Consider the following 24,024-nt stretch of genomic DNA (forward strand, 5'->3'; position numbering starts at 1 on the left):
GGCGCCGTGGTTTGCCTCGACCACAAGGAGACACTTTGAAATCTGCTTTGAATCTTCGTTTGCTGGCGCTGGCGCTGGCGATTGCCGGCGCGCTGCCGGCCAACGCCGCCGACACCGTGCCGGCCAACCGTCCGTGGCTGGACGCCAAGCTGGGCGCCGACCAGCGCGCGACGCTGGCGCTGCAAGCGATGACGCAGCAGGAAAAACTGGGCTGGGTGATGGGCTGGTTCGGCAACGACTTCGCCGACAAGAAACGCAATCCGGCCGCGCTGCCTTTATCGGCGGGCTATATCGCCGGCGTGCCGCGACTGGGCCTGCCGGCGTTGTTCGAGACCGACGCCGGCCTGGGTGTCGCCAGCCAAGCCGGCAAGACGCCGCGCGAACGCACCTCGCTGCCGTCCGGCCTGGCCACGGCGGCCACCTGGGACCGCAAGCTGGCCTACAGCGGCGGCGCGATGATAGGCGCCGAGGCGCGCGCCTCCGGCTTCAACGTCATGCTGGCGGGCGGCGTGAACCTGCTGCGCGAGCCGCGCAACGGCCGCAATTTCGAATACGCCGGTGAGGATCCGCTGCTGGCCAGCACCATGGTGGCGCAGCAGATCAAGGGCATCCAATCCAATCACGTGATCGCGACGATGAAGCACTTCGCCGTCAACGACCAGGAGACCGGCCGCTTCATTCTCGACAGCCGCATCGACGACGCCAGCAACCGCATGTCGGACCTGCTGGCCTTTCAGCTGGTGCTGGAGCAGTCCGATCCCGGTTCCGTCATGTGCGCCTACAATCGCCTGAACGGCGCGTATGCTTGCGAGAGCGATTACCTGCTCAACCAGGTGCTGAAGCAGGACTGGGGTTTCAAGGGCTACGTGATGTCCGACTGGGGTGCGGTGCACAGCACTGTGGCCGCCGCCAACAACGGCCTCGATCAGGAATCGGCCTGGGAGTTCGACCAGAGCGCCTACTTCGGCAAGCAGCTGGCAGAGGCGGTCGCCAACGGCCATGTACCGCAGGCCCGCCTGGACAATATGGTGTTCCGCATCCTGCGCACCATGTTTGACAAGGGCGTGGTCGATCATCCGGTGGCGGAGGGCGGGGCGATCGACTTCGCCGCGCATGCGCTGGTCAGCCGCAGCGACGCCGAGGACGGCATGGTCCTGCTGAAGAACGCTGGCAGCATGTTGCCGTTGAAGGCCGGCTCGAAGAAGATCGTCGTCATCGGCGCGCATGCGGATGTGGGCGTGCTGGCCGGCGGCGGCTCGTCGCTGGTGTATCCGGTCGGCGGCAGCGCCGTCACCGGCATCGCACCGACCACCTGGCCCGGTCCGGTGGTCTACCATCCGTCGTCGCCGTTGAAGGCGATCCAGGCGCGCGCGCCGGGCGCCAAGGTGGTCTACCTCGATGGCGTGGATGCCGCAGCCGCCGCCCGCGCGGCGGCCGATGCCGACGTGGTACTGGTGTTCGCGCAGCAGTGGATCGGCGAGGCGCTCGATGCGGTGTCGCTGTCGCTGCCGGATAATCAGGATGCGCTGATCGCCGCCGTCGCCAAGGCCAATCCGAAGACGGTGGTGGTGCTGGAGACTGCCGGTCCGGTGCTGATGCCGTGGCTGGAGCAGAGCGCCGCCGTGCTGCAAGCGTGGTACGCCGGCACCAGCGGAGGCGAGGCCATCGCCCGCGTGCTGTTTGGTGAAGTCAATCCGTCGGGCCGCTTGCCGGCGACCTATCCGGCGTCGGCGTCACAGCTGCCACGGCCGGTGTTGGACGGCGATCCGAAGGACGAGAAAACTCCCTTCGCCGTCACCTATCACGAAGGCGCTGCGATCGGCTACAAGTGGTTCGACCTGAAGGGCTTGAAGCCCTTGTTCCCGTTCGGTCACGGCTTGTCGTACACCCAGTTCGCGTATTCGGGCCTGGCCGCGAGCCAGAAGGACGGCAAGCTGCAACTGCGTTTCAAGGTGACCAACACCGGCGCGGTCAAGGGCAAGGACGTGCCGCAGCTGTACGTGGTGCCGCAGGATGCGAAGTGGGAAGCGCCGAAGCGCCTGGCCGGCTGGGACAAGGTTGAACTGGCGCCGGGCGAAAGCAGGGAAGTCAGCGTGACGGTTGATCCGCGCCTGCTGGCGACCTACGACAGCGGCAGCAAGAGCTGGCGCGTGGCCAAGGGCAGCTACAAGGTGCTGCTGGCACGCAGTGCAGCCGATGCGGGCGCGGCCAGCATCAACGTCGCACTGGAGGCGCGAGTGTTCAAGCCGTAAGAATGGTCCGTGCGGATTGGCGTGCGCCGTCGGTGCACATCAATCCGCCCCAAAAAGTTGTGTCAGTAAGCGGCTGGATTCGGCCATGCCATGCTCAGTAAGTGCGACAGACTTCGCTTTTCCGACCGGCTCTGAAATGAGACCTTTCGCATGAAGCCGATTCATAGCATCCCAATCAAAGGTCTTCCAAACCCGGTCGCCGTCGTGGAGTCCAAGTTGCAGCAGCGCTAGTATGGCGTCATCGATTTTTTGGGGATCAAGATTCATAATTCATCTCCTTGCGGCTGACGTAGAGGTAACTAGCTCGAGGATTCGCGCTTTGGCAAAAACATCTTCCCCTGCGACGCTCTGTATTTCTCCACTGTCGTATGCGGCCAAGCGCCGCTCAATCTCAGTAGCCCAAGCCGCCTCCACCTCGTTTGCAGGTGACTCGTGGAGTGACTCGAGCAAGAGGTCAACGAGGCGCGTACGATCTTCGGTCGATAGCGCTATGCCGCGCAGCGCGAGTTCTTTCACTTTGTCATTCATGACGATCTCTCCGAAACTAACAACAACAGTCTATACCGTTTGACACTTCGAAGCATTGAGACTTGGGATTGAGACGGCTAACACCTGAGTTAACCCGCTGCCGAGCCAACCAAAGATCGTGGTTGTTTTGCATGGCGAGCCAGCTCTCGGGAGAACGGCCAATGGCCATGAAAATGCGGAGCGCCATTTCGGGCGTGATGCGACTCGTGCCCTTGAGAATGCGGCCAAGGGGAGATTCCGCGCTCACCCTCTTGTGTTTGCCTTACTGTGAACATACCTTGATTGTATCCAAGTAGATACGAAATTCAAGTGAATGTGATCTTGCTGGACTGGTGCTTGCGTATCTCGCCTTTGATCACATACAAGCCAACAATGTCGACGGAGGCATGTGTGATCATCGCGGCGATCAGCCCGACGTGTATGGCCATCAGGCCGAAGCCCATGCTGCCAACGAAAATGGCGCATGCCTGTATCAGCACGCGCTTGTTGAAACCGTCGAAGCGGTAGGCTCGCGTATGAACAATGACAAAAAACGCGGACGCGAGCCAGATGCCAACCAGCGGCTGTAGCGCACCGCGAAATAGTAGTTCTTCCCCGAACCCCGCCGCCAGCGAAATCCAGATTGGATTTTTTCCGCTCAGGTCCAGGCGGCTATAACTCTCCACGGTACTTTTCGTTGCATTGGAGTTGGCTGCAAAACGGTAGCCGATTTGTGTGCAAACCCAGTACGTACAGCCTATTCCCAACCCTACTGCGACCTGAAAATACACCGACAGGCCGGCAAGCAGCGATGCGAGGTAGGGCGGCTGATGAAAACTAAAAATGATCAGCGCCGCCACTCCGGACAAAAGCGTACACGTGGCCATTTGTCGGCGTAATCCGATTTTCTTTATGGCCTGACTCATTCGCGCAGCAGCCGGTCGAGGGCTTTGTCGATATCGACGGCGTAAAACGCCGTGCGCATTTGATACGGCGTCTGGCAGGGCACTACCAGCTTGCCGCCGTCCTTCAGGCCGAACGCCACCTCGTGCCGCGCCTGGCAGGCGCTGGTCATGGCCGGGCCGGTGGCGGCGTCGCCGAATACCGGATGGCCTTCGATGCTGGTCGCGTAGCTGTCCTTGTGGATCGATTTGCAGACCGTCATGCCATCGAGGATGATGCCTTCCGGCGTCTCTGTGGTGCCGCTGCGGCCGGCGCAGTCGTCCACCATCAGCTTGACCACGGCGCGCAGTACCATCCGGTCCCGCAAGCCCTGGCTGGGCGTACGCAGCGTCGCCAGTCCGGTCTTGGGCAGCACTTCGTTCCATTGTTGTTCCATGGTCGCGGTGGAGGTCGGCAATGCCGGCAGCACCTGCGGCTTGCAGGCCGGCGTGTCGCCGCATTCCAATGCCTGCGCGAAGTCGGGCACCTGGCCCTGGCGCAGCTGATGGTAGAAGCGGTCGAAGCGCGCCAGCGCGGTGCCTGGTCCCTGGCGCGCCGCCAGGCCGTAGACGTAGGCCGGCAAGCCACACAGGTATTCAAGCCGCTGGCTGCCGATCTGGCGCGGCGTCAGCGCGCGCCAGCTTTTGCCATCGGTGTAGAGGATGCATTCGGCCAGCGCCTTGTCCAGTTGTGCCGCCGCCTCCTGGCGCGTGAGCCAACCCTGCTGCACCGATGTCAGCCAGCGCAGGAACTCGCCGCCGCCTTCGTTGATCAGGCGCGCGTCGGGATAGACGTCGACCGCGTCGCGCAGCTGGAAGCGATGGCTGAATTCGTGCGAGACCAATAGCGTCAACTTGGATTTTTCGTCCGGCCCTTGCACCTGCGGCCAATTGAACAAAGTCAGACGCAGGATGTTGCTGGCGTCACCGCCGATATTGGGGCCGCCTGGTTCGCTGGCGGCGATGGCGGCAATCACCGGCCGCGTGAAGCGCGCCAGCGGCAGCTGCTTGCTCAGATAGGAGATGGTGCCATCGGCCACCTCGCGGATTTGCGCGACGGTAGCCGCAGACAGGCGCGGATCGAAGTAGTCCAGCGACGCCGATGTCTGCGGCGCCAGCATCAGCATGGCGGCGGTGTCGCCGCCGGTGGCGGCGTTGGCGGTTGCCGTGTCGCGGTAGCGCTGGCCGTCCATGACGATATCCGGCGCCAGGTAGCGGTAGCGCACCGGCCCGCAGCTGTCGGCCAGCGCGTAGTTGGAGCTGTGGACGTACATGCCGCCGGGCGCGGGGAAGGAACCGGGATAGCCGCTGATCTTTTGCATCGTCGCCGGCACGCGGAAGCGCGCGGTGCAGGCGCCGGCGCTTTTCAGCAGATCGCCGTCCGGCACTGCGCAATCGTTTTGCTTCTGCCATGCGGCGCGGATCTCTTGACCGCCGCGTCCATCCTTGAGAAAGGCGAGGGCGGTGCAATGCTCCGGCAGCGCAAAGCTCACTTCCAGGGTGTCGGCGGAGGCCAGTTTGATGTCGACGTCGACCGTTGCTGCGTGGGCGGCGAACGGCAGCAATATCGCGCCCAGCAGATGCAACCAGATATGCGAATTTTTCATTTTTTAAAATGCGGTAGCGGGACATAAAAGTATCATAAATGCAACGCTGAAACAAGCATCCTGCGCTTACAATCCAGTCATGAAGATCTCATCGCCGATCATGCTTGCCGCGCTGTTGTTGGCGGGTTGCGCCGCCGCGCCGCAGCCCGCTCCTACCGTCGATGGCGAGATGCAGCGCCTGATGGTGGCAGCCAAGGTGCCGGGCTTGGCGCTTGCGGTCATCGACCACGGGCAGGTGGTGTATCGCCATGCCTATGGCTACGCCGACGTGGCCGCGGCCCGGCCGCTGCGCACGGACACCATCATGTACGGCGCTTCGCTGAGCAAGGCGGCCTTTGCCTACATGGTGATGCAGCTGGTGGACGAACAGGTGCTGGCGCTCGATGCGCCGTTGCCGGCCTTGCTGAACAAGCCGCTGCCCGACTATCCTGCCTTCGCCGACTTGCGCGACGATCCGCGCTGGCGCTTGCTGACGCCGCGCATGCTGCTATCCCACACCAGCGGCCTGCTGAACTGGCGCTTCATCAACCCGGACGGCAAGCTCGATTTCAAGTATCCGCCGGGCAGCCGCTATGTGTACTCGGGGGAGGGCATGCAGATCCTGCAAATCGTGGTCGAGGAGCGCACCGGCACGGCGCTGCAAACCCTGATGCGGCAGCGCGTGTTCGACCGCTTCGGCATGCGCGATACCAGCATGGTGTGGCGCGACGATTTCGCCGGCCGCGAAGCCATGCACTACGGCGCCGACGGTGCGCCCATCGCCCACCAGCACCGCCGTCGCGCGCGGGCGGCGGGCTCGATGGACACCACGCTCGACGACTATGCCAGCTTAATGGCCGGCGTATTGCGCGGGGATGGTTTGTCGGCCAGGGCGCGCGCGGAAATGCTGTCGCCGCAAATGGCCATCGTCTCGCCGCAGCAGTTCCCGTCGCACTGGCCGGGCGAGACGGCGGCGTATCGCGGCATCGGCTTGTCGATAGGCCTGGGCTGGCCGCTGTACAACTCGCCGCTTGGACCGGCCTTCTTCAAGGAGGGCAATGACAACGGCACCAACAACTTCGCGCTTGGCTTCCTGCAGCCGCAAAGGGGCATCGTCATGTTGAGCAACAGCTCCAACGCCGATCGGATGTTTTTTCCTGCAGTGGAATATATATTCGGCCAGACCTGCCTGCCGTGGTTCTGGATGAACTACATCCCTTACGACCGGCAGGTCTCGCGCGCGCAGCCGGTTGTCAGTCCGGGCTGCGGTCAGTCGGATGCACTGCCTCCACATTGATTTGCGCGCTGCCTTCGGCCAGGCGCAAGTTGAGCGTGCCGCGAGCTTTGATTTGCGCCGGCGTGCGCACGATGGCGCCCAGGTCGTCGGTGACGATGGCGTAGCCGCGTTCCAGCGTGCGCTGTGGGTTCAACAGCTCCAGCTGCGAGGACAGGGCCGCCAGCGCATCCCGGCGCTGCGCCAGTTGCGTGGAGACGCACATCGTCACGCGATGCTGGAAGTCCGACAGCTTGGAGCGCGCCGCCGTCACATCCGGCTTGCGTGCGCCGAGGCGGCCGCTCAAACGATCCAGTTGAAAGCGCACCTGTGACAGCGGGGCGCGGTTGGCGTGCGTCATCGCGGTCGACAGCGCCAGCAGCTTCAGGCGCTGCTGGCGGATCTGCGCGCCGGGGCTGAGCAGGCGCCGCGTGTAGTTGTCCAGGTTCTGCGACGCTTCGCCGACGCCGCGCCGCATCGCGCGCCGCAGGTCGATCACGTCGGCGCGCAGCGACGCCATCCAGTCCGCGCGCGGCGTCACGGCCAGTTCGGCGGCGGCGGTGGGCGTTGCCGCGCGCAGGTCGGCGGCGAAATCGCAGATCGTGAAGTCGGTCTCGTGGCCGACGCCGGAGATCACCGGCATGCGGCAGTTGGCCACGGCGTAGGCCACGTCTTCCTCGTTGAAGGACCACAGGTCCTCGATGCTGCCGCCGCCACGGCAGACGATCAGCACATCGCAATCGTTGCGCAGCGAGGCGGTATCGATGGCGGCGGCGATCTTGTCGCCCGCGCCCTGGCCCTGCACCGGTGTTGGATACAGCACCACGTTCACGTGCGGCGCGCGCCGCTTCAGCGCGGTCAGCACGTCGCGCAGCGCGGCCGCCTGCGGGCTGGTGACGATGCCCACCGTGCGCGGGAACAGCGGCAGGGCGCGTTTGCGCTCCGGGTGGAACAGGCCGGCCGCATCCAGCTTTTCCTTGAGCCGCTGGAAGGCTTCAAACAGCGAGCCGACGCCGGCGCGGCGTATGGCTTCCACATTGATCTGGTAATCGCCGCGCGCACCGTACAAAGTGACCAGCGCCCGCACTTCGACCTTGTCGCCTTCGCGCGGAATGAAGCCGGCATATTGGGCGCGTCCGCGGAACATCACCGCGCGCACCTGGGCCGCATCATCCTTGAGCGTGAAATACCAATGGCCGGAACTGGCCTTGGTGAAGTTGGACACCTCGCCGGAGATCCACGTCAGCGGAAAGCTGCGTTCCAGTAGCCGCGCGACCGCCTGGTTGAGCGCGGTAACGCTGATGACAGGGGCTGCGGCGGGGGCGGTGTCGGTACGGTCGTCGAAGTTCATAGATTTCAAAAATTGAAACTATCCACACTTTGTTATTTTTGTAACGCAGCGGTCATAGAGTATCTAAAGCGGTAGGTATTATAGGTAGGTATATGATTTTAAAGGGTAAACATTTCTGCCGTATTTACGTGCAACAAGGAAAAACCCTTACGTATCAAGCACTTTGCCACAGCCACCAGCAGTTACGCACAAAGTTATCCACAAAAGATGTGTGAAACTTTTGTGATCGATAGCTATTTTCTTCTTGTTGATTTTGTCATGCTTAAAATTTACGCAGAGAAAGTATATTGAGATAAATCAATGACTTAGATAGTGACGCAGGGCATTACACACACTTTTATCCACAGAAGGTGTGCAAAACTCCCGACTTGCCCCCAGGCGGCGCATGACGATGAATAAGGGCGATCCCGGCCGGCGCGCCGCTCGCCGGCCGGGCTGGGGATAAAAAATCGCTTGCTTCATTTTTACGCATGGCAATAAAAACGATATAAATCAAAGACTTTGCCTGCACTGTGCAGCCTTGCTAACAATCTTATCCACACAAAATGTGCAGAAGTGTCCGCTTTCCGGCGATAGGCAGGCATTATCGGTCGCGGACCCGGCGGGACCGGTGGGAAACTAGCTTTTAGCTATGAAAAGCGGTCAAAAACCGAGCTCTGCACTATTTTTACTCATGGCAAAAAATCCCTTATAAATCAAGGCTCTTTCACTATGTGGAAGGCGTTGCTCACAATCTTATCCACATTATGTGTGCAGAAGTCCACAGTCGAATCGGCGCCGCTGGCCGGCATTTTGGCTGGTTTTTCCCTGCGCTTTTTTTACGCATGGTGAAAATACCCTTATGAATCAATGACTTTGTATACAGTCTGGATCCTTGCTAACAATCTTATCCACATTATTTGTGCAGAACTCGGCCAGCCTCAGCCGTTGGCCACTTTTGGTGGCTGAAATTGGCGGAAAGGCAATGGATTGGGCATGGATATGGCCATATGCCAGATTTTTACGCAAGGGGATAAGTTTGATTGAAATCAATGACTTGGATGGTCGTGGCGTGTCTTGCTCACAATCTTATCAACAGAATATGGGCATAACTGGGCACAACTTTTGCTGAGCAAAAAGCGGGCCTAAGGCCGCCAACTGCGTTATTTTTAAGCTTTGAAATTATTTTCTTTAAAATCAATGGCTTGAATGTGCTTGGTGAGCATTGCACACACAATTGTCCACAGAAAATGTGCAGAACTCTTATGGTTGTGTGATGACTGTCTTGCGGACGGCGGTTCGGCAGTCATCCACCACTTGCCGAGGACGGCCCAACAAGATACATTGCGCCTTCGGGGTGTTTATCTAGACAGGAGTTACTTTTGCTCGCCATATTACAAGCTGCCGGTTGGCCTATCTGGTTGTTGCTGGTCGCATCGATCGTCGCGACAGCGCTGATCATCGAACGCTTGCTCTATCTGCGACGCAGCAAGATCCTGCCGAAAAAGTTGCTCGACGAAGTGGTGCAAGTCTACCGCGGCGGCAATATCACGCCGGACGTCATCGACAAGCTGGAGAAAAGTTCGCCGCTGGGCGTGGTGCTGTCGGCCGCGCTGCGCAACATCGATGCACCGCGCGACGTGATGAAGGAATCCATCGAGGAGGCCGGCAGCGGCGTGGCCCACACACTGGAACGCTTCCTGACCACGCTGGGCACCATCGCGACCCTGGCGCCGTTGATGGGCCTGTTCGGCACGGTGGTCGGCATGATCGAGATTTTCGGCGCCCAGAATGCGACCGGCGCCAACCCCGCGCAACTGGCGCACGGCATTTCGGTGGCCTTGTACAACACCGGCTTCGGCCTGGCGATCGCGATGCCGACGCTGGTCTTCTACCGTCATTTCCGCGCATTGGTGGACAGTTTCATCATCGAGATGGAACAGCTGGCGGTGAAGTTTGTCGATGTCGTGCACTGCAAGCGCAAATAGGGACGCCGCATGAACTTCCGCAAAGGCCGGCACCGCGAGGACCCCGAGATCAACCTGATCCCGTTCATCGACGTGCTGCTGGTGATCCTGATCTTCCTGATGGTGACCACTACCTACAGCAAGTTCACCGAGCTGCAGATCACGCTGCCGACCGCCGACGCGCAGAAGGCGACCGACAAGCCGTTCGAACTGAACGTGACGGTGGACGCCAAGGGCAACTACACGATCAACGGCGATCCGGTGTCCTTCCACGACGTGGCCGGCTTCGCGCAGGCCATGAAGAACGCCGCCGACAAGGGCGGGGCGGGCGGCAAGTCGCCGGTGGTGATCGTCAACGCCGACCAGTTCGCGATGCACCAGATGGTCATCAACGTGATGGAAGCGGCGCGCATCGCAGGCTACGAAAAGCTGACTTTTGCCGCGCAGACCAGTGCCGCCAAATAAGTGTCTACCTCTACTCCCACCAAGACGTCAGCGCTCGAAACGACGCTGACGCGTAACTGGCTGCGGCGCGGGCCGCTGGCGTGCGCCTTGTGGCCGCTGTCGCTGCTGTTCCGCGCGCTCAGCGGCCTGCGGGCGGCCCTGTTCCGCGCCGGCGTGCTGAAGTCCTCGCGGCTGCCGGTGCCGGTGGTGGTGGTGGGCAATATCTACATCGGCGGCACCGGCAAGACGCCGCTGACGATCTGGCTGGTGCAGGCCCTGCAGGCGGCCGGCATGCGGCCCGGCGTGATCTCGCGCGGCCACGGCAGCGACGGCGGCCACGCGCGCGCGGTGAACGCCGCGTCCACGCCGGCGCAGGTGGGCGACGAGCCGCTGCTGATCAAGCAGCGCACCGGCTGCCCGGTGATGGTCGGCCGCGACCGCGCCGCCACCGGCCGCGCGCTGCTGGCCGCCCATCCCGACGTGAACATCCTGCTGACCGACGACGGCTTGCAGCACTACGCCTTGCAGCGCGACGTGGAAATCATCCTGTTCGACGGCCGTGGCGCCGGCAATGGCTGGCTGCTGCCGGCCGGCCCGCTGCGGGAGCCGGTATCGCGCCGGCGCGATTTCACCGTCATCAACAGCCCGCAGTTGAGCCCGCAGCTGGCCGCGTCGGTCGGCGCCGCCGCCATGCCGATCCAGATGACGCTGGCCGGCGCCCACGCCGAACAGCTGCGCGACCGCAGCCTGCGCCGCAGCTTCGCCGAGCTGGCTGAAGCGAGCAGTGGTGGCGATGGCGCCGGCCTGCGCGTGGCCGCCGCCGCCGGCATCGGCAATCCGGCGCGCTTCTTCGGCATGCTGAAGGCCGCCGGCCTGCGCATCACCGAGCTGCCTTTGCCCGATCATCACGACTTCCAGGACCGCCCGTTTGCCGCGCTCGATGCGGACCTGATCTTGATGACCGAGAAGGATGCAGTAAAATGTGCGCAAATTGAAGAACTCAGAGACGACCCGCGACTATGGGTCGTCCCGGTGACGGCGCACCTCGACGGCGCGCTGGCCGACCAAATTGTGGAGAAATGTCGTGGACGCTCGATTGCTTGATATCCTGGTATGCCCGGTCTGCAAAGGCCCCCTGGAGTACGATAAAAAAGCCCAGGAAATGATATGCAAGGGCGACCGCCTGGCTTATCCGATCCGCGACGGCATCCCCATCATGTGGGCCGACGAGGCGCGCACCCTGCAGGACAAGGCGGATTAAGCGGTGTCCTCATTGTCCCCGTTCGTCGTCATCATTCCGGCCCGCCTGGCCTCGACCCGGCTGCCGAACAAGCCGCTGGCCGACCTGGGCGGCAAACCGATGGTGGTGCGCGTGGCCGAGCGCGCGCAGCAGGCCGGCGCCACCCGCATCATCGTCGCCACCGACCATGAAGACATCCGCGCCGCCTGCGCGCAGCACGGCGTGGAAGTGTGCATGACCCGCGCCGACCACCCGTCCGGCACCGACCGCATCGCCGAAGTGGCGCGCGCGCTGAACCTGCCGGCCGACGCCGTGGTCGTCAACCTGCAAGGCGACGAGCCGCTGATCGACCCGGCGCTGCTGCAAGCGGCCGCCGCGTGCATCAACGCCGACGTGCCGATGTCGACCTGCGCCCACCCGCTGCACGACGCCGCCGACGCCTTCAACCCCAACGTGGTCAAGGTGGTGCTGGACAAGGCCGGCCGAGCCCTGTATTTCTCGCGCGCGACCATACCCTGGAACCGCGACGCCTTTGCGCAGTCTAAATCAACGCTGCCGGATGGTTACGTGCCGCTCCGTCACATCGGACTGTACGCCTACCGCAACGACTTCCTGCAAGCCTACCCGGCGCTGGAGGTGTCGCCGCTGGAAGCGATCGAAGCACTGGAGCAGTTGCGCGTGCTGTGGCACGGTTATTCCATCGCGGTCCATGTGACCGATTCGGCTCCGGCGGCCGGGGTGGACACGCCGGAAGACCTGGTGCGCGTCCGTCAGTTCTATTGATTTGTATCAAACAGGCGCGTCAGCCAGTAGTCAGTTACGACTGATATAACGAAGACAACGGTGCGATATTCATACGGAATATCTCTCTGTTCCCCGGTTTCGCCAGCTAAGAACGGTTCAAACCGTCACAAATTGGCGTTGAGACGAAGTTTTGTGGTAAGTTTCGTACGATCCGATACCAACTAACCCATCCATATTGTTTTAGGAATTTTTCATGCGTCTTATTCTTTTAGGAGCACCAGGAGCCGGCAAGGGCACCCAGGCTAATTTCATCAAAGAAAAATATAACATCCCGCAAATCTCCACCGGCGACATGCTGCGCGCCGCGATCAAGGCGGGCACGGAAATGGGCATGGCAGCCAAGAAGGTAATGGATGCTGGTGGTTTGGTATCGGATGACATCATTATCGGCCTGGTCAAGGACCGTCTGGCCGAGCCGGATTGCGCCAATGGCTACCTGTTCGACGGCTTCCCGCGCACCGTGGCGCAAGCCGACGCGATGAAGGACAGCGGCGTGGCGGTCGACTACGTGCTGGAAATCGCCGTGCCGGACGAATCGATCATCGAACGCATGGACGGCCGCCGTTGCCATCCGGGTTCGGGCCGGGTGTACCACGTCAAATTCAATCCGCCTAAAGTCGAAGGCCAGGACGATGTCACCGGCGAGCCGCTGGTGCAGCGCGACGACGACAAGGCGGAGACCGTCAAGAAGCGCCTGGACGTCTATCACAACCAGACCGAAGTGCTGCTGGGTTATTACAATAGCTGGGCACAAACCGGTCAACCGGGTGCGCCGAAGTATCGCCGCATCGTCGGCGTCGGTCCGGTCGAGCAAATTCGCGACAGCGCGTTTGCCGCGCTCGCGGAATAAGCGTTAAAGTAGAGCGGACCGAGTGTCCGCTTTTTTTGCGCCCGACATCGGCTGGATGCCATCCCGTTTTATGAAGTGTTGCAGTTCGCAGGTTTAGTTGGCTGCGCTTGCCTACCCGGCGGGCGTTGGTTTTCTGAAGTGTGGGTTTGTAGGCTCGATCAATAAAAATAAGGGGACACTATGGCAGCTAGTCTTTGGTTTGCAGTGGCGTGCGGCGTTATCGCCGTGATTTATGGCTTATGGTCAAGAAGCTGGATTTTACGTCAGGACGCGGGCAACGCCCGCATGCAGGAAATTGCCCTGGCCATCCAGGAGGGCGCCGCCGCCTATCTGGCGCGCCAGTACCGCACCATCGCGATCGTCGGCGTGGTGCTGCTCATTCTCATTGCTGCTTTGCTCGACATGAAGACCGCCATCGGCTTCCTGATCGGCGCGGTGCTGTCCGGCGCCTGCGGCTTCATCGGCATGAACGTCTCGGTGCGCGCCAATGTGCGCACGGCGCAGGCGGCCACCAAGGGCATGAACGAGGCGCTCGACGTCGCCTTCAAGGGCGGCGCCATCACCGGCATGCTGGTGGTCGGCCTGGGCCTGCTGGGCGTGGTGCTGTTCTATATGTTCCTGACGGGGACGTCGCCGGGCGCGCCGAATCCGCCGCTCAATCCGCACGATGTGATCAAGCCGCTGATCGGCCTGGCCTTCGGCGCGTCGCTGATTTCGATCTTCGCCCGTCTGGGCGGCGGCATCTTCACCAAGGGCGCGGACGTCGGCGCCGATCTGGTGGGCAAGGTGGAGGCGGGCATCCCCGAGGACGATCCGCGCAACCCGGCGGTGATCGCCGATAACGTCGGCGACAACGTCGGCGATTGCGCCGGCATGGCGGCCGACCTGTTCGAAACCTATGTGGTGACCTTGATCGCCACCATGTTGCTGGGCGCCTTGCTGATCACCTCGGCGCCGACGTCGGCCATCGTCTATCCGCTGCTGCTGGGCGCGGTGTCCATCATCGCTTCCATCGTCGGCTGTTCGATGGTCAAGGCCAAGCCGGGCAAGAAAATCATGTCGGCGCTGTACACCGGCCTGTGGTGGGCGGCCGGCCTGTCGCTGATCGGCTTTGCCGTGGTGACCTGGCAGGTCTGGCCGGACGAGGCCATGCGCATGAAGATGATGGGCTGCACCGTGGTCGGCATCGTGCTGACCGGGCTGATGGTCTACATCACCGAGTACTACACCGGCACCGATTTCGCGCCGGTCAAGCATATCGCCGAGGCTTCGACCACCGGCCACGGCACCAACATCATCGCCGGCCTGGGCGTGTCGATGAAGTCCACCGCTTATCCTGTATTGGCGGTGTGCGCGGCTATCCTGGTGTCGTATCAGCTGGGGCAGTTGTACGGCGTGGCGATCGCCGCGACGGCGATGCTGTCGATGGCCGGCATCATCGTGGCGCTGGACGCTTACGGTCCGATCACCGATAACGCCGGCGGCATCGCCGAAATGTCGGGCATGCCGGAATCGGTGCGCGCCATCACCGATCCGCTGGACGCGGTGGGCAACACTACCAAGGCCGTCACCAAGGGCTATGCCATCGGTTCGGCCGGCCTGGCCGCGCTGGTGCTGTTCGCCGACTACACGCACGCGCTGGAATCGACCGGCAAGAGCATCACATTCGATTTGTCGAATCCGATGGTGATCGTCGGCCTGATCATCGGCGGCCTGATTCCCTACCTGTTCGGCGCGATGGCGATGGAGGCCGTGGGCCGCGCCGCCGGCGCCGTGGTGGTGGAAGTGCGCCGCCAGTTCCGCGACATCAAGGGCATCATGGAAGGCACGGCCAAGCCGGAGTACGACAAGGCGGTCGACATGCTGACCGCGTCGGCGATCAAGGAAATGATCATCCCGTCGCTGCTGCCGGTGGTGGTGCCGATCGTGGTCGGCATGCTGCTGGGGGCGGCCGCGCTGGGCGGCATGTTGATGGGGACCATCGTGACCGGCCTGTTCGTGGCGATCTCGATGACCACCGGCGGCGGCGCCTGGGACAACGCCAAGAAATACATCGAGGACGGCCACTTCGGCGGCAAGGGCTCGGACGCGCACAAGGCGGCCGTCACCGGCGACACGGTGGGCGATCCGTACAAGGACACGGCCGGTCCGGCGGTCAATCCGCTGATCAAGATCATCAACATCGTGGCCTTGCTGCTGGTGCCGCTGCTGCCGGCCTCGGGCTGGCTGGCGGTGTCCGTGCCGGCGCCGGTCAGCGCAATCACCGCGCCGGCGCCGACGATGATGATGGCGCCGGACAGGGGCATGATGAAACCGGCCGACGCGCCGCCGCCACCGGCCGGAGCGCCGATGACCGAAGGCCCGCCACCGGGCCAAGGGGCGGCAGCCGACCAACCGCCGCCAGCGGCGCCACCGCAAGGCAAGTAAGCGTTACCAATTGTTTCATTCGCTTCCCTCCGGTGCTACACCTGCTAATAATGAAGGTGTAGCACTTCGCGAGGTGATGCCATGAATATGTTGAAACCGGCGCTGACGCTGGCTTTCCTGCTGGGCGTGCTGATCAGCCCCAATGCCTGGGGGCAAAGAGGCGGCCATGGTCATGGTCACGCGCATGGCGGCGCTGGCCACGGCTACCATCACGGCCACGGTTATGTCCATGGTGGCATCTTTATCGGTGCGCCGCTGTACTGGCCGCGCTACGGCTACTACGGTCCCTACTACAACGGCTACTACTATCCGCCCGGCTACTACGCCGACGCGCCGCTGTACCTGCCGCCGTCCGATGCCGGGACGTTGTCGCGGCGCTGGTACTACTGCGACAATCCGCGCGGCTATTATCCCAACATCGCCGCCTGCCTGCTGCCGTGGCGGGTCATGACGGCCACCGTGGCGCCGCCGCCATGACGCCGCGCGCCTTCCTGGGCCTGATGCTGGTCTTGCCGGTCGCGCTGGCCGCCGCCCAGGCGCCGTCGCCGGACGCTGCCAGGAGCGCCGCTTCCGCCAGCCCCGAGTTGCGTGAATACGCCAAACTACCGGTCTGTACGCTGAGTGCGGACGGCCTGCGGCTGGCCGTCGAACCCTGCCGCACCGCGCCGGCGCGCAAGCCGATGCCGCGCCGTCCGGTCACGCAGATCATCCAGCGCATGCCGGCAGTCAAGCAGGCGCCGCAGGTCGCGATGCCCGCCGCACCGCCATCGCCATCGCTGCAAACCTTGCTCGATCCTCCCAATGCGCCCAAGGCGCTGAACAACTGCGGCCCCACCGGCTGCAACGACGCCAGCGGCGCGCGCATCAACAACGCCGGCCCCGGCGCGGCAATCTCGCCCTCCGGCAAAGTCTGCAATCGCAACGGCGTTTGGTTGCAATGCTAATGTGCAACTTACCGGGTTGTGGTGACAATGTGAGTAACTTTTGTACCCTGTGGTCAAGTATTCTGTGTGCTTATTAATGAATACGGGCGTAGCGTACATGAAGTTCAACTTAGTCAGCCTTGGTGCACTTGTGGTCTGCGCCTCGGTCGTTTCCCACGCCGCCGCCGTTGGTGAAGCAAGCCCCGGCATGGTCGCCGACAGATTCGTGGATGCGCTACAGCATCAGCGGTACAAGGACGCGGCGGCGCTGTTCGCGCCGGAGTCAACGCAAAAAGCCGGGACGACCGAGCGTGCCTTGAAGCGCGTCAACGATAGCCTTGGCGGCTTTGCGACGATACATCCTGTCGCTGCACTGCCCGACGGGAAAAGCATCCGGTTGGAAGTTCCCGCGCATAAAAATCTCCCGTTCAAAGTCCAGAAGTTTGTTCAAGTCCGCTACGCATCCACCGCCAGCGACGGGCAACCGGTTTTTTACGAATTGAACCTTAGCGCCGACAACACGCCGCCGCAGCTCCTGTCGTTCAGGCTGCATCTCCCCGCGACAGATGCCAAGTCCACCAAACGTGCGCATCAACTGGTGGCTGTCATCAAGCGCTGAAGCGGCGCCGCCGCGTTTCAAACGCGCGAAAAATTGACGGGTTTGTTTGATGTATTCGACATCGGCACCTGACGCCAATGCCATAGTGATAGAGCTGGTTCGTCAAACCCAGGACTATCTAGAACTCCCATGACCATCGACTCGAGCCAAGCGCAAGAAGTCAACGACTTGGCCCAGGCCAACGCAGCGGCCGCTTGTCCATTGGTGGTCGATCTCGACGGCACATTGACGCCTACCGATACGCTGCTTGAGTCGGTCATCCAGCTCGTCAAGCAATCCCCCTTCAATTTACTGCGCCTGCTTGTCTGGCTAATGAAAGGTCGTGCCGCCTTCAAGGAAACGGTCTCATCCCACACAAGGCTCTCGGCCGCCCACTTGCCTTACCGTGAGGCCTTTCTGGCCTATCTCTACGACGAAAAAAGCAGGGGACGCCAGATCATCCTGGCCACGGCGGCGCACCGATCAATCGCCCATGACGTATCCGACCACCTGGCGTTGTTCGACGAGGTACTGGCTACGGACATGGGCTGCAACCTCAAGGGCAACATCAAACTGGCAGCCATCCGGCAAAAGGTTGGAGCCGAGTTTGTGTATGCCGGCGATAGCCGCGCGGACATTCCGATCTGGAACGCGGCGCAGGCAGCTATTTTGGTTGGGGCCTCAGCCGGCCTAAGCAAATCCGTCCGACGCCGCAACACGGTTGAGCAAGAGTTCCCGAAGGATAGCATCGGTTTTTCCACCTGGCTGAAGGCACTGCGGGTTCACCAGTGGCTGAAAAACCTGCTGTTGTTTGTCCCCTTGCTGACTGCTTTTTCATTCATGGATATCGCCAGGCTTGCGACGATCGCGATGGCCTTCCTGGCATTTTCGTTGGCCGCGTCTGCAACGTATGTGGTCAACGACTTATGGGATTTGGAAAGCGACCGGGCGCATCCACGGAAAAAGGACCGCCCGTTTGCCAGCGCCAGGATACCGATACTGACTGGACTTGCTGTCGCCGGCGGCTTGCTCATCCTGGCGATTGGGCTGGCGCTGGTCGTCTCCCAGGCTTTCTTTTTCATGCTGCTGTTGTACGTCATTCTCACCAGCACCTACAGCTGGCTGTTCAAGGAATATGTGCTGATAGACGTGATCATGCTGTCCCTTCTTTACACCCTGCGCATCCTTGCCGGCTCGGTGGCCGCCGCGATTGTCACCAGCGCCTGGCTATTGGCCTTCTCGGTGTTCATGTTCTTGAGTTTGGCACTGGTGAAACGCTGCGCCGAATTAATCTCATTGGAACAGATCGGGAAGGTGGCCGCCCGCGGCCGTGATTACCGGGTAACGGACTTGGCAGTATTATCGCCGCTGGGACTGGCGTCGGCCATGTCCGCAGTCGTTGTGTTCGGGCTGTTTATCAATTCCGCCGATACCCAATCGCGCTACGCGACACCAGATTTGTTGTGGCTGGTGGCCATAGGATTGGTCTATTGGCTAGCCCGGCTTTGGATCAAGACTGCGCGCGGAGAGATGCACGACGATCCCTTGATCTATGCGATCAAAGACCAGGGCAGCCGGAGCACCATCATCGTCATGGGTGTCACGATGCTGATCGCGCACTTTTTCGTCTTGACTTAGGGGAGTGCTATGCGTGAAAGGCATGGGCTGGTTCTGATTTTGCTGGTCGCGTTTCTGGTACGGATCGCGACGGCTTTTGCTTTTCAATTCCAGCCTGTCAGCGACTATGCCGGATACGAACGCATGGCGCTGAGCCTGTTGGCGGGCAAGGGTTTGCTTGACGGGGGAAATGCCGCATTTTTGAGTGCCGGATACCCCTTGTTTGTTCTGGCGCCGGTGTTTGCCATCTTCGGCCACCATTTGTTGGCGGCGCTACTGGCCAACGCATTGCTGTGCACCGTCAGCGCGTGGCTGGTTTATTTGATCGCGCGGGACGCCGGCGCCGGCAAGGTGGGGCGGCTGCTCAGTGCCGGCCTGTACGCTGTGTATTTGCCGTCGTGGATATATGCGGCATATCTTTCCAAGGAAAATCTCATGACGCCGCTGATGCTCGGCGTTGTCCTGCTTTCTTTGCGATGCGCAGCGCGGCCGTCGGCGCGGATAGCGATCTCGGTTGGCGCGGTTCTTGGCTTGCTTGCAATCACCGGAAATTCCGGTCTGGCCCTTGCCCCGATATTCGCGATCGCGCTGATGACGACATCCTGGCCGCTTCCCCGGAAGCTGGCAACGCTGGGCCTGGCCGGATTGGTGGCCATGCTGGTGGTGGCGCCCTGGCTGATGCGCAACTACCAGGTCGTAGGCGCCCCCGTTTTGAATACCAATGGAGGTTTTAATCTCTACATAGGCAATAATTCCTCGGCCGACGGCATGTTTGTCTCCATTGCCGACACACCAAGAGGCGCCACCTGGCACCAGTTGCGCAAGCAAGGCGAGGTCGTGGCAAACGACACACTGAAACACGAAGCGATCGACTGGATCAAGCAGCATCCGGCCCGGTTCCTGACTCTTGCATTGAAGAAAGTTGTTCTGTTCTGGATGCCGCCGGTACACGAGGGGGAGGGCCCCCAGCCCAGAGGCGAGGCTTTGACGCGGCTGGCCTGGCTGGCACAATACCTGTTGATCTGCGGCGCGGCGCTGGCCGGCGTTGTTGATCAGCGGCTGCGCAGCAAAAATACTGGCCTGCTCTGGCTTGCGGTCCTGTGCTACACCGGCGTGCACATGATGTTTTACGTGATTTATCGCTACCGGGAGCCGATCATGCCCTTGTTGATCGTGCTTGCCGCGATGGCGATTGAGCAGGCGCTTCAAGCGCGCATGCAGGCGAAAAAAACGGTACAGCAAACGACTTACTCGAAGATGAAAAATTAGCTACAATTGCGATGTGACGTTTACGTAAACGTCAAATAAAAACGAGATAGGGACAGACATGCAAATTCAGAACAATGTATTCATCGTCACCGGCGGCGCGTCGGGCCTGGGCGCCGCCACCGCGCGCATGATCGTCGAGCAGGGCGGCAAGGTGGTGCTGGCCGACGTGCAGGTGGAGCCGGGCGAGGCGCTGGCCGCCGAACTCAAGGCCGTCTTCGTCAAGTGCGACGTCACCTCGGAAGCCGACGGCAAGGCCGTGGTCGACGCCGCCGTCGCACTGGGCACGCTGCGCGGCCTGATCAACTGCGCCGGCGTGGCGCCGGCCGTCAAGACCGTCGGCAAGGACGGCCCGCACCCGCTGGACGTGTTCCAGCGCACCGTCAACATCAACCTGGTCGGCACCTTCAACATGGCCCGCCTGACCGCCGACGCGATGGGCAAGACCGCCGCCACCGATAGCGGCGAACGCGGCGTGATCATCAACACCGCCTCGGTCGCTGCCTTCGACGGCCAGATCGGCCAGGCCGCCTACGCCGCCTCCAAGGCCGCCGTTGCCGGCCTGACCTTGCCGATGGCGCGTGACCTGTCGCGCAGCGCCATCCGCGTGATGACCATCGCTCCCGGCATCTTCGAAACCCCAATGTTGATGGGCATGCCGGAAGAAGTGCGCACCGCGCTGGGCAATATGGTGCCGTTCCCGCCGCGCCTGGGCCGCCCGGACGAATACGCCCACCTGGCCAAGGCCATCATCGAGAACACCATGCTGAACGGCGAAACCATCCGCCTGGACGGCGCCATCCGCATGCAGCCGAAGTAAACGGTTTACTCGATTTCGTGTAGGATGCCAGAGTGATCGGGCGCGCGGCCCTGGCCGCGCGCCTCTTATTTTGGAGAGTCCATGTATTGTTTGAAGCCTTTGGCGCTGCGCCTCGCGCTGTCCCTTCCACTGCTGGCCGCGCTGCAGTTGCCGGCCTACGCACAACGCACCGGCGCCGACGTGGCGCCCGAAATCGCCACCGGCTACGCCGAAAAAGCCGGCAGGTCCGCGCAAAAATTCATGGTGGCGGCGGCCAACCCGCTGGCCACCCAGGCCGGCTACCAGATGCTCAAGCAGGGCGGCAGCGCGATCGACGCCGCCATCGCCACCCAGCTGGTACTGACCCTGGTCGAGCCGCAATCGTCCGGCATCGGCGGCGGCTCCTTCCTGCTGTACTCCGACGGCAAGCGCGTGCAATCCTACGACGGCCGCGAAACCGCGCCCGCCGCGGCGGACGAGCACCTGTTCCAGGACCAGGACGGCAAGGCCGTCTCGCGCGAGATCGGCGTGATCGGCGGCCGCTCGGTCGGCGCGCCGGGCGTGTTGCGCATGCTGGAGCTGGCGCACAAGGAGCACGGCAAGCTGGCGTGGAAAGCGCTGTTCGCGCCGGCCATCAAGCTGGCCGAAGACGGCTTCCATGTCAGCCCGCGCCTGAACGCGCTGCTCAGCTACGACCGCTATCTGGCGCGCGACCCGGTCGCCAAGGCCTACTTTTTCGGCGGGGACGGCAAACCGCGCCCGGTCGGCTACCTGCTGAAGAATCCCGAACTGGCGCGCACGCTGCGCGAGATCGCCGACGGCGGCGCCGACGCTTTCTACAAAGGCCGCATCGCCCGCGACATCGCCGCCAAGGTGGCCGCGCATCCGACCAATCCCGGCAAGCTGACCGCCGCCGACATCGCCGGCTACCAGGCCAAGGAACGCGCGCCGGTCTGCAGCGACTACAAGGCATGGACCGTGTGCGGCGCGCCGCCGCCTTCGTCCGGCGGCATCGCCATCGCGCAGATGCTGGGCATCCTGGAAGTGAAGGACATCAGCCCGTATAAGCCGCAGCTCAACGGTGGCATGCTGGCCGCCGAAGCCATCCACCTGTTCACCGAGGCCGGCAGACTGGCCTACGCGGACCGCAACCGCTACGCCGCCGACACCGACTTCGTGCCGCTGCCCGGCAAGGGCGTGGCGGCCTTGCTGGACAAGGGCTACCTGAAGCAGCGCGCGGCGCTGATCGGCGAGAAGTCCATGGGCCGCGCCAACTACGGCGTGCCGGCCACCATGCAGGTCGCATGGGGCGCCGACACCGCCATCGACAAGCCATCCACCTCGCACCTGGTGGCGGTGGACGCCTTCGGCGGCGGCCTGTCGATGACCACCTCGGTGGAAGACGCCTTCGGCGCGCGCCAGATGGTCGACGGCTTCATGCTGAACAACCAGCTGACCGACTTCTCCTTCGATTCGCAGGATGAAAACGGCCCGATCGCCAACCGCGTGCAGGCCGGCAAACGCCCGCGCAGCGCCATGTCGCCGACGCTGGTGTTCGACAAGGGCACGCACCAGCTGGTGCTGGCCACCGGTTCGCCGGGCGGCTCGGCCATCATCAACTACGTGGCCAAGGTGCTGGTCGGCACGCTGGACTGGAAGCTCGACGTGCAGCAGGCCATCAGCCTGCCCAACATTGGCAGCCGCAACGGCCCGACCGAACTGGAAGCGGGGCGGGTCAGCCCGGCGGTGGTCGAGCAGCTCAAGGCGCGCGGCCACCAGGTACGCGAGTTCGAGCTCAACTCCGGTCTGCAGGGCATCCAGCGCCGCACCGTCAACGGCAAGCAGGAGTGGTTCGGCGGCGCCGATCCCCGGCGCGAAGGTGTCGTATTAGGCGAATAATGCCTCCAAACTGCGGCCAAACGCGCCCCAAACCCGGTAGACCCTGCTAATCTTGTCGTATGGGAATTCAAAAGAAAACAGGGTTGATCCTGACGGGCGGCGGCGCCCGCGCCGCCTACCAGGTGGGCGTGCTGCAGGCGATCTCGGAGATACTGTGGGAAGCGGGCTGGCCGCCCGCGCGCAATCCGTTCGACATCATCTGCGGCACCTCGGCCGGCGCCATCAACGCCACCGCGCTGGCCTGCCGCGCCGATAACTTCGGCGAGGGCGTGCAGAAGCTGCTCGACGTCTGGCAGAACATCGAGGTCGAACAGGTCTACCGCGCCGATTCGCTGGGCGTGATCCGCTCCGGCGCGCGCTGGCTGTCGCTGCTGTCGTTCGGCTGGCTGCTGCGCAAATGGCGCGCCGCGCCGCCCGCCTCGCTGCTGGACAACACCCCGCTGGTCGGCCTGCTGCACCGCATGCTGGACCTGCCGCGGCTGGACGCGGTGCTGTCCGAGGGCCTGCTGCACGCGCTGGCCGTCACCGCCTCGTCCTACACCGCCGGCAACCACTTGACCTTTTACCAGACCGCCGCCGACATCGCGCCGTGGATACGCATGCAGCGCGTGGCCCTGCAGGACCAGATCGGCGTCGAGCATTTGCTGGCGTCGTCGGCGATCCCCTTCATCTTCCCGGCCACGCCGCTGTACATGGGCGGCCACCGCGAATACTGCGGCGACGGCTCGATGCGCCAGCTGGCGCCGATCTCGCCGGCGATCCACCTGGGCGCCAGCAAGGTGCTGGTGGTCGGCGCCGGACGCCTGACCGAACCGGCCCGCAGCGCCGCCGAAAAAAGCGCGGCCCGCTATCCCAGCCTGGCGCAGATCGCCGGCCACGCCATGTCGTCGATCTTCCTCGACAGCCTGGCGGTCGACATCGAACGGCTGGAGCGCATCAACAAGACGCTGTCCATGCTGCCGCCTGAGCTGCTGGAGAAGACCCCGCTCAAGCCGGTGCAGCTGCTGGTGATCGCGCCGTCCGAGCGGCTCGACGATATCGCCAGCCGCCACATCGCCAGTTTGCCGGCGCCGATACGCACCATGCTGTCGGGGATAGGCGCGACCGAAACCCGCGGCGCCGCACTTGCGTCATACCTATTGTTCGAATCGACTTATACTTGCGAGTTGATCCGCCTCGGACAGCGCGACACGCAAGCGCGCAAGGACGACGTGCTGGCCTTCTTCGAGTCCTGACGTGCGCGCGATTTCTGGATAAACGGGGCTTCCCTTGCTGTTTTTAATACGCCTCTGTAGCCGTTT

The 24,024-nt window shown here is 62.8% G+C and carries 23 protein-coding genes; 17 read left to right on the plus strand and 6 right to left on the minus strand.

Translation table 11 applies throughout. The annotated features are described in order from the left end of the window. Positions 1 to 35 precede the first annotated feature (35 nt). On the plus strand, positions 36 to 2,252 hold the full coding sequence (locus tag AC07OK_RS26700) for a glycoside hydrolase family 3 C-terminal domain-containing protein (RefSeq protein ID WP_494693100.1): 2,217 nt from the start codon (positions 36 to 38) through the stop codon (positions 2,250 to 2,252). Between the two features lie 39 nt (positions 2,253 to 2,291). Here the strand turns inward: AC07OK_RS26700 and AC07OK_RS26705 are convergent, their stop codons facing one another. Genes AC07OK_RS26705 through AC07OK_RS26725 form a run of 5 tightly spaced genes read right to left on the minus strand, consistent with a single transcriptional unit; the run spans position 2,292 to position 5,307 of the window. Then, positions 2,292 to 2,519, minus strand: a complete 228-nt coding sequence (locus AC07OK_RS26705; protein ID WP_494693101.1) for a DUF6429 family protein — start codon at positions 2,517 to 2,519, stop codon at positions 2,292 to 2,294. A 3-nt stretch (positions 2,520 to 2,522) separates the two neighbouring features. Next, a complete protein-coding gene (locus tag AC07OK_RS26710; RefSeq protein ID WP_494693102.1) occupies positions 2,523 to 2,780 on the minus strand; it encodes an addiction module protein in 258 nt (85 codons plus the stop codon). Between the two features lie 16 nt (positions 2,781 to 2,796). Then, positions 2,797 to 3,027 (minus strand): HigA family addiction module antitoxin, encoded by a 231-nt coding sequence (locus tag AC07OK_RS26715; protein ID WP_494693103.1) that lies wholly within the window; start codon positions 3,025 to 3,027, stop codon positions 2,797 to 2,799. A 58-nt stretch (positions 3,028 to 3,085) separates the two neighbouring features. After that, positions 3,086 to 3,685: a CPBP family glutamic-type intramembrane protease gene (locus tag AC07OK_RS26720; protein ID WP_494693104.1), complete on the minus strand. Its 600-nt coding sequence runs from the start codon at positions 3,683 to 3,685 to the stop codon at positions 3,086 to 3,088. Then, on the minus strand, positions 3,682 to 5,307 hold the full coding sequence (locus AC07OK_RS26725) for a hypothetical protein (RefSeq protein ID WP_494693105.1): 1,626 nt from the start codon (positions 5,305 to 5,307) through the stop codon (positions 3,682 to 3,684). Before AC07OK_RS26725 ends, AC07OK_RS26720 begins: the two co-directional genes overlap by 4 nt. 79 nt (positions 5,308 to 5,386) lie before the next feature. Between AC07OK_RS26725 and AC07OK_RS26730 the strand changes: the two genes are divergently transcribed. After that, a complete protein-coding gene (locus AC07OK_RS26730; protein WP_494693106.1) occupies positions 5,387 to 6,583 on the plus strand; it encodes a serine hydrolase domain-containing protein in 1,197 nt (398 codons plus the stop codon). On the opposite strand, the gene xseA is transcribed toward AC07OK_RS26730, so the two are convergent. Beyond that, a complete protein-coding gene (gene xseA, locus AC07OK_RS26735) occupies positions 6,540 to 7,910 on the minus strand; it encodes an exodeoxyribonuclease VII large subunit (protein ID WP_494693107.1) in 1,371 nt (456 codons plus the stop codon). The two genes, AC07OK_RS26730 and xseA, sit on opposite strands and share 44 nt — an antisense overlap. A 1,361-nt stretch (positions 7,911 to 9,271) precedes the next feature. Here xseA and AC07OK_RS26740 point away from each other — a divergent pair. The 15 genes from AC07OK_RS26740 (at position 9,272) to AC07OK_RS26810 (ending at position 23,958) form a co-directional block, all read left to right on the plus strand. Continuing rightward, complete coding sequence (locus AC07OK_RS26740) at positions 9,272 to 9,877, plus strand: MotA/TolQ/ExbB proton channel family protein (RefSeq protein ID WP_494693108.1); 606 nt, start codon at positions 9,272 to 9,274, stop codon at positions 9,875 to 9,877. Positions 9,878 to 9,886: 9 nt separating this feature from the next. Beyond that, positions 9,887 to 10,321 carry an ExbD/TolR family protein gene (locus AC07OK_RS26745; protein ID WP_494693109.1) on the plus strand — a complete coding sequence of 145 codons (435 nt, stop codon included), beginning with the start codon at positions 9,887 to 9,889 and terminating at the stop codon, positions 10,319 to 10,321. Beyond that, positions 10,322 to 11,404: a tetraacyldisaccharide 4'-kinase gene (gene lpxK, locus AC07OK_RS26750; protein WP_494693110.1), complete on the plus strand. Its 1,083-nt coding sequence runs from the start codon at positions 10,322 to 10,324 to the stop codon at positions 11,402 to 11,404. Beyond that, positions 11,385 to 11,561, plus strand: a complete 177-nt coding sequence (locus AC07OK_RS26755) for a Trm112 family protein (RefSeq protein WP_081632595.1) — start codon at positions 11,385 to 11,387, stop codon at positions 11,559 to 11,561. The genes lpxK and AC07OK_RS26755 overlap by 20 nt, the downstream gene beginning before the upstream one ends. A 3-nt stretch (positions 11,562 to 11,564) precedes the next feature. Next, the gene (gene kdsB, locus AC07OK_RS26760) at positions 11,565 to 12,323 is read left to right on the plus strand and encodes a 3-deoxy-manno-octulosonate cytidylyltransferase (protein ID WP_494693111.1); all 759 of its coding nucleotides are present in this window, start codon (positions 11,565 to 11,567) and stop codon (positions 12,321 to 12,323) included. Positions 12,324 to 12,537: 214 nt separating this feature from the next. Beyond that, a complete protein-coding gene (gene adk / locus AC07OK_RS26765; RefSeq protein WP_494693112.1) occupies positions 12,538 to 13,194 on the plus strand; it encodes an adenylate kinase in 657 nt (218 codons plus the stop codon). Between the two features lie 180 nt (positions 13,195 to 13,374). Next, a complete protein-coding gene (locus tag AC07OK_RS26770; RefSeq protein WP_494693113.1) occupies positions 13,375 to 15,621 on the plus strand; it encodes a sodium-translocating pyrophosphatase in 2,247 nt (748 codons plus the stop codon). A gap of 81 nt (positions 15,622 to 15,702) precedes the next feature. Further along, positions 15,703 to 16,098 carry a hypothetical protein gene (locus AC07OK_RS26775; protein ID WP_494693114.1) on the plus strand — a complete coding sequence of 132 codons (396 nt, stop codon included), beginning with the start codon at positions 15,703 to 15,705 and terminating at the stop codon, positions 16,096 to 16,098. Further along, positions 16,095 to 16,565, plus strand: a complete 471-nt coding sequence (locus AC07OK_RS26780) for a hypothetical protein (protein WP_494693115.1) — start codon at positions 16,095 to 16,097, stop codon at positions 16,563 to 16,565. The genes AC07OK_RS26775 and AC07OK_RS26780 overlap by 4 nt, the downstream gene beginning before the upstream one ends. Before the next feature lie 97 nt (positions 16,566 to 16,662). Further along, positions 16,663 to 17,163 carry a hypothetical protein gene (locus AC07OK_RS26785; RefSeq protein WP_494693116.1) on the plus strand — a complete coding sequence of 167 codons (501 nt, stop codon included), beginning with the start codon at positions 16,663 to 16,665 and terminating at the stop codon, positions 17,161 to 17,163. A gap of 129 nt (positions 17,164 to 17,292) precedes the next feature. After that, positions 17,293 to 18,780, plus strand: a complete 1,488-nt coding sequence (locus AC07OK_RS26790) for a UbiA family prenyltransferase (protein ID WP_494693117.1) — start codon at positions 17,293 to 17,295, stop codon at positions 18,778 to 18,780. A 9-nt stretch (positions 18,781 to 18,789) separates the two neighbouring features. Next, the gene (locus AC07OK_RS26795; RefSeq protein ID WP_494693118.1) at positions 18,790 to 20,028 is read left to right on the plus strand and encodes an ArnT family glycosyltransferase; all 1,239 of its coding nucleotides are present in this window, start codon (positions 18,790 to 18,792) and stop codon (positions 20,026 to 20,028) included. Between the two features lie 58 nt (positions 20,029 to 20,086). Next, on the plus strand, positions 20,087 to 20,845 hold the full coding sequence (locus AC07OK_RS26800; RefSeq protein WP_494693119.1) for a 3-hydroxyacyl-CoA dehydrogenase: 759 nt from the start codon (positions 20,087 to 20,089) through the stop codon (positions 20,843 to 20,845). Positions 20,846 to 20,926: 81 nt separating this feature from the next. Next, positions 20,927 to 22,723, plus strand: coding sequence for a gamma-glutamyltransferase (ggt, locus tag AC07OK_RS26805; protein WP_494693120.1), 1,797 nt, complete (start codon positions 20,927 to 20,929; stop codon positions 22,721 to 22,723). 59 nt (positions 22,724 to 22,782) lie between these two features. Continuing rightward, positions 22,783 to 23,958 (plus strand): patatin-like phospholipase family protein, encoded by a 1,176-nt coding sequence (locus tag AC07OK_RS26810; RefSeq protein ID WP_217940660.1) that lies wholly within the window; start codon positions 22,783 to 22,785, stop codon positions 23,956 to 23,958. The last annotated feature ends 66 nt before the right edge of the window (positions 23,959 to 24,024 follow it).

Source organism: Duganella sp. GW821-FHT07G03 (genome assembly GCF_059418605.1).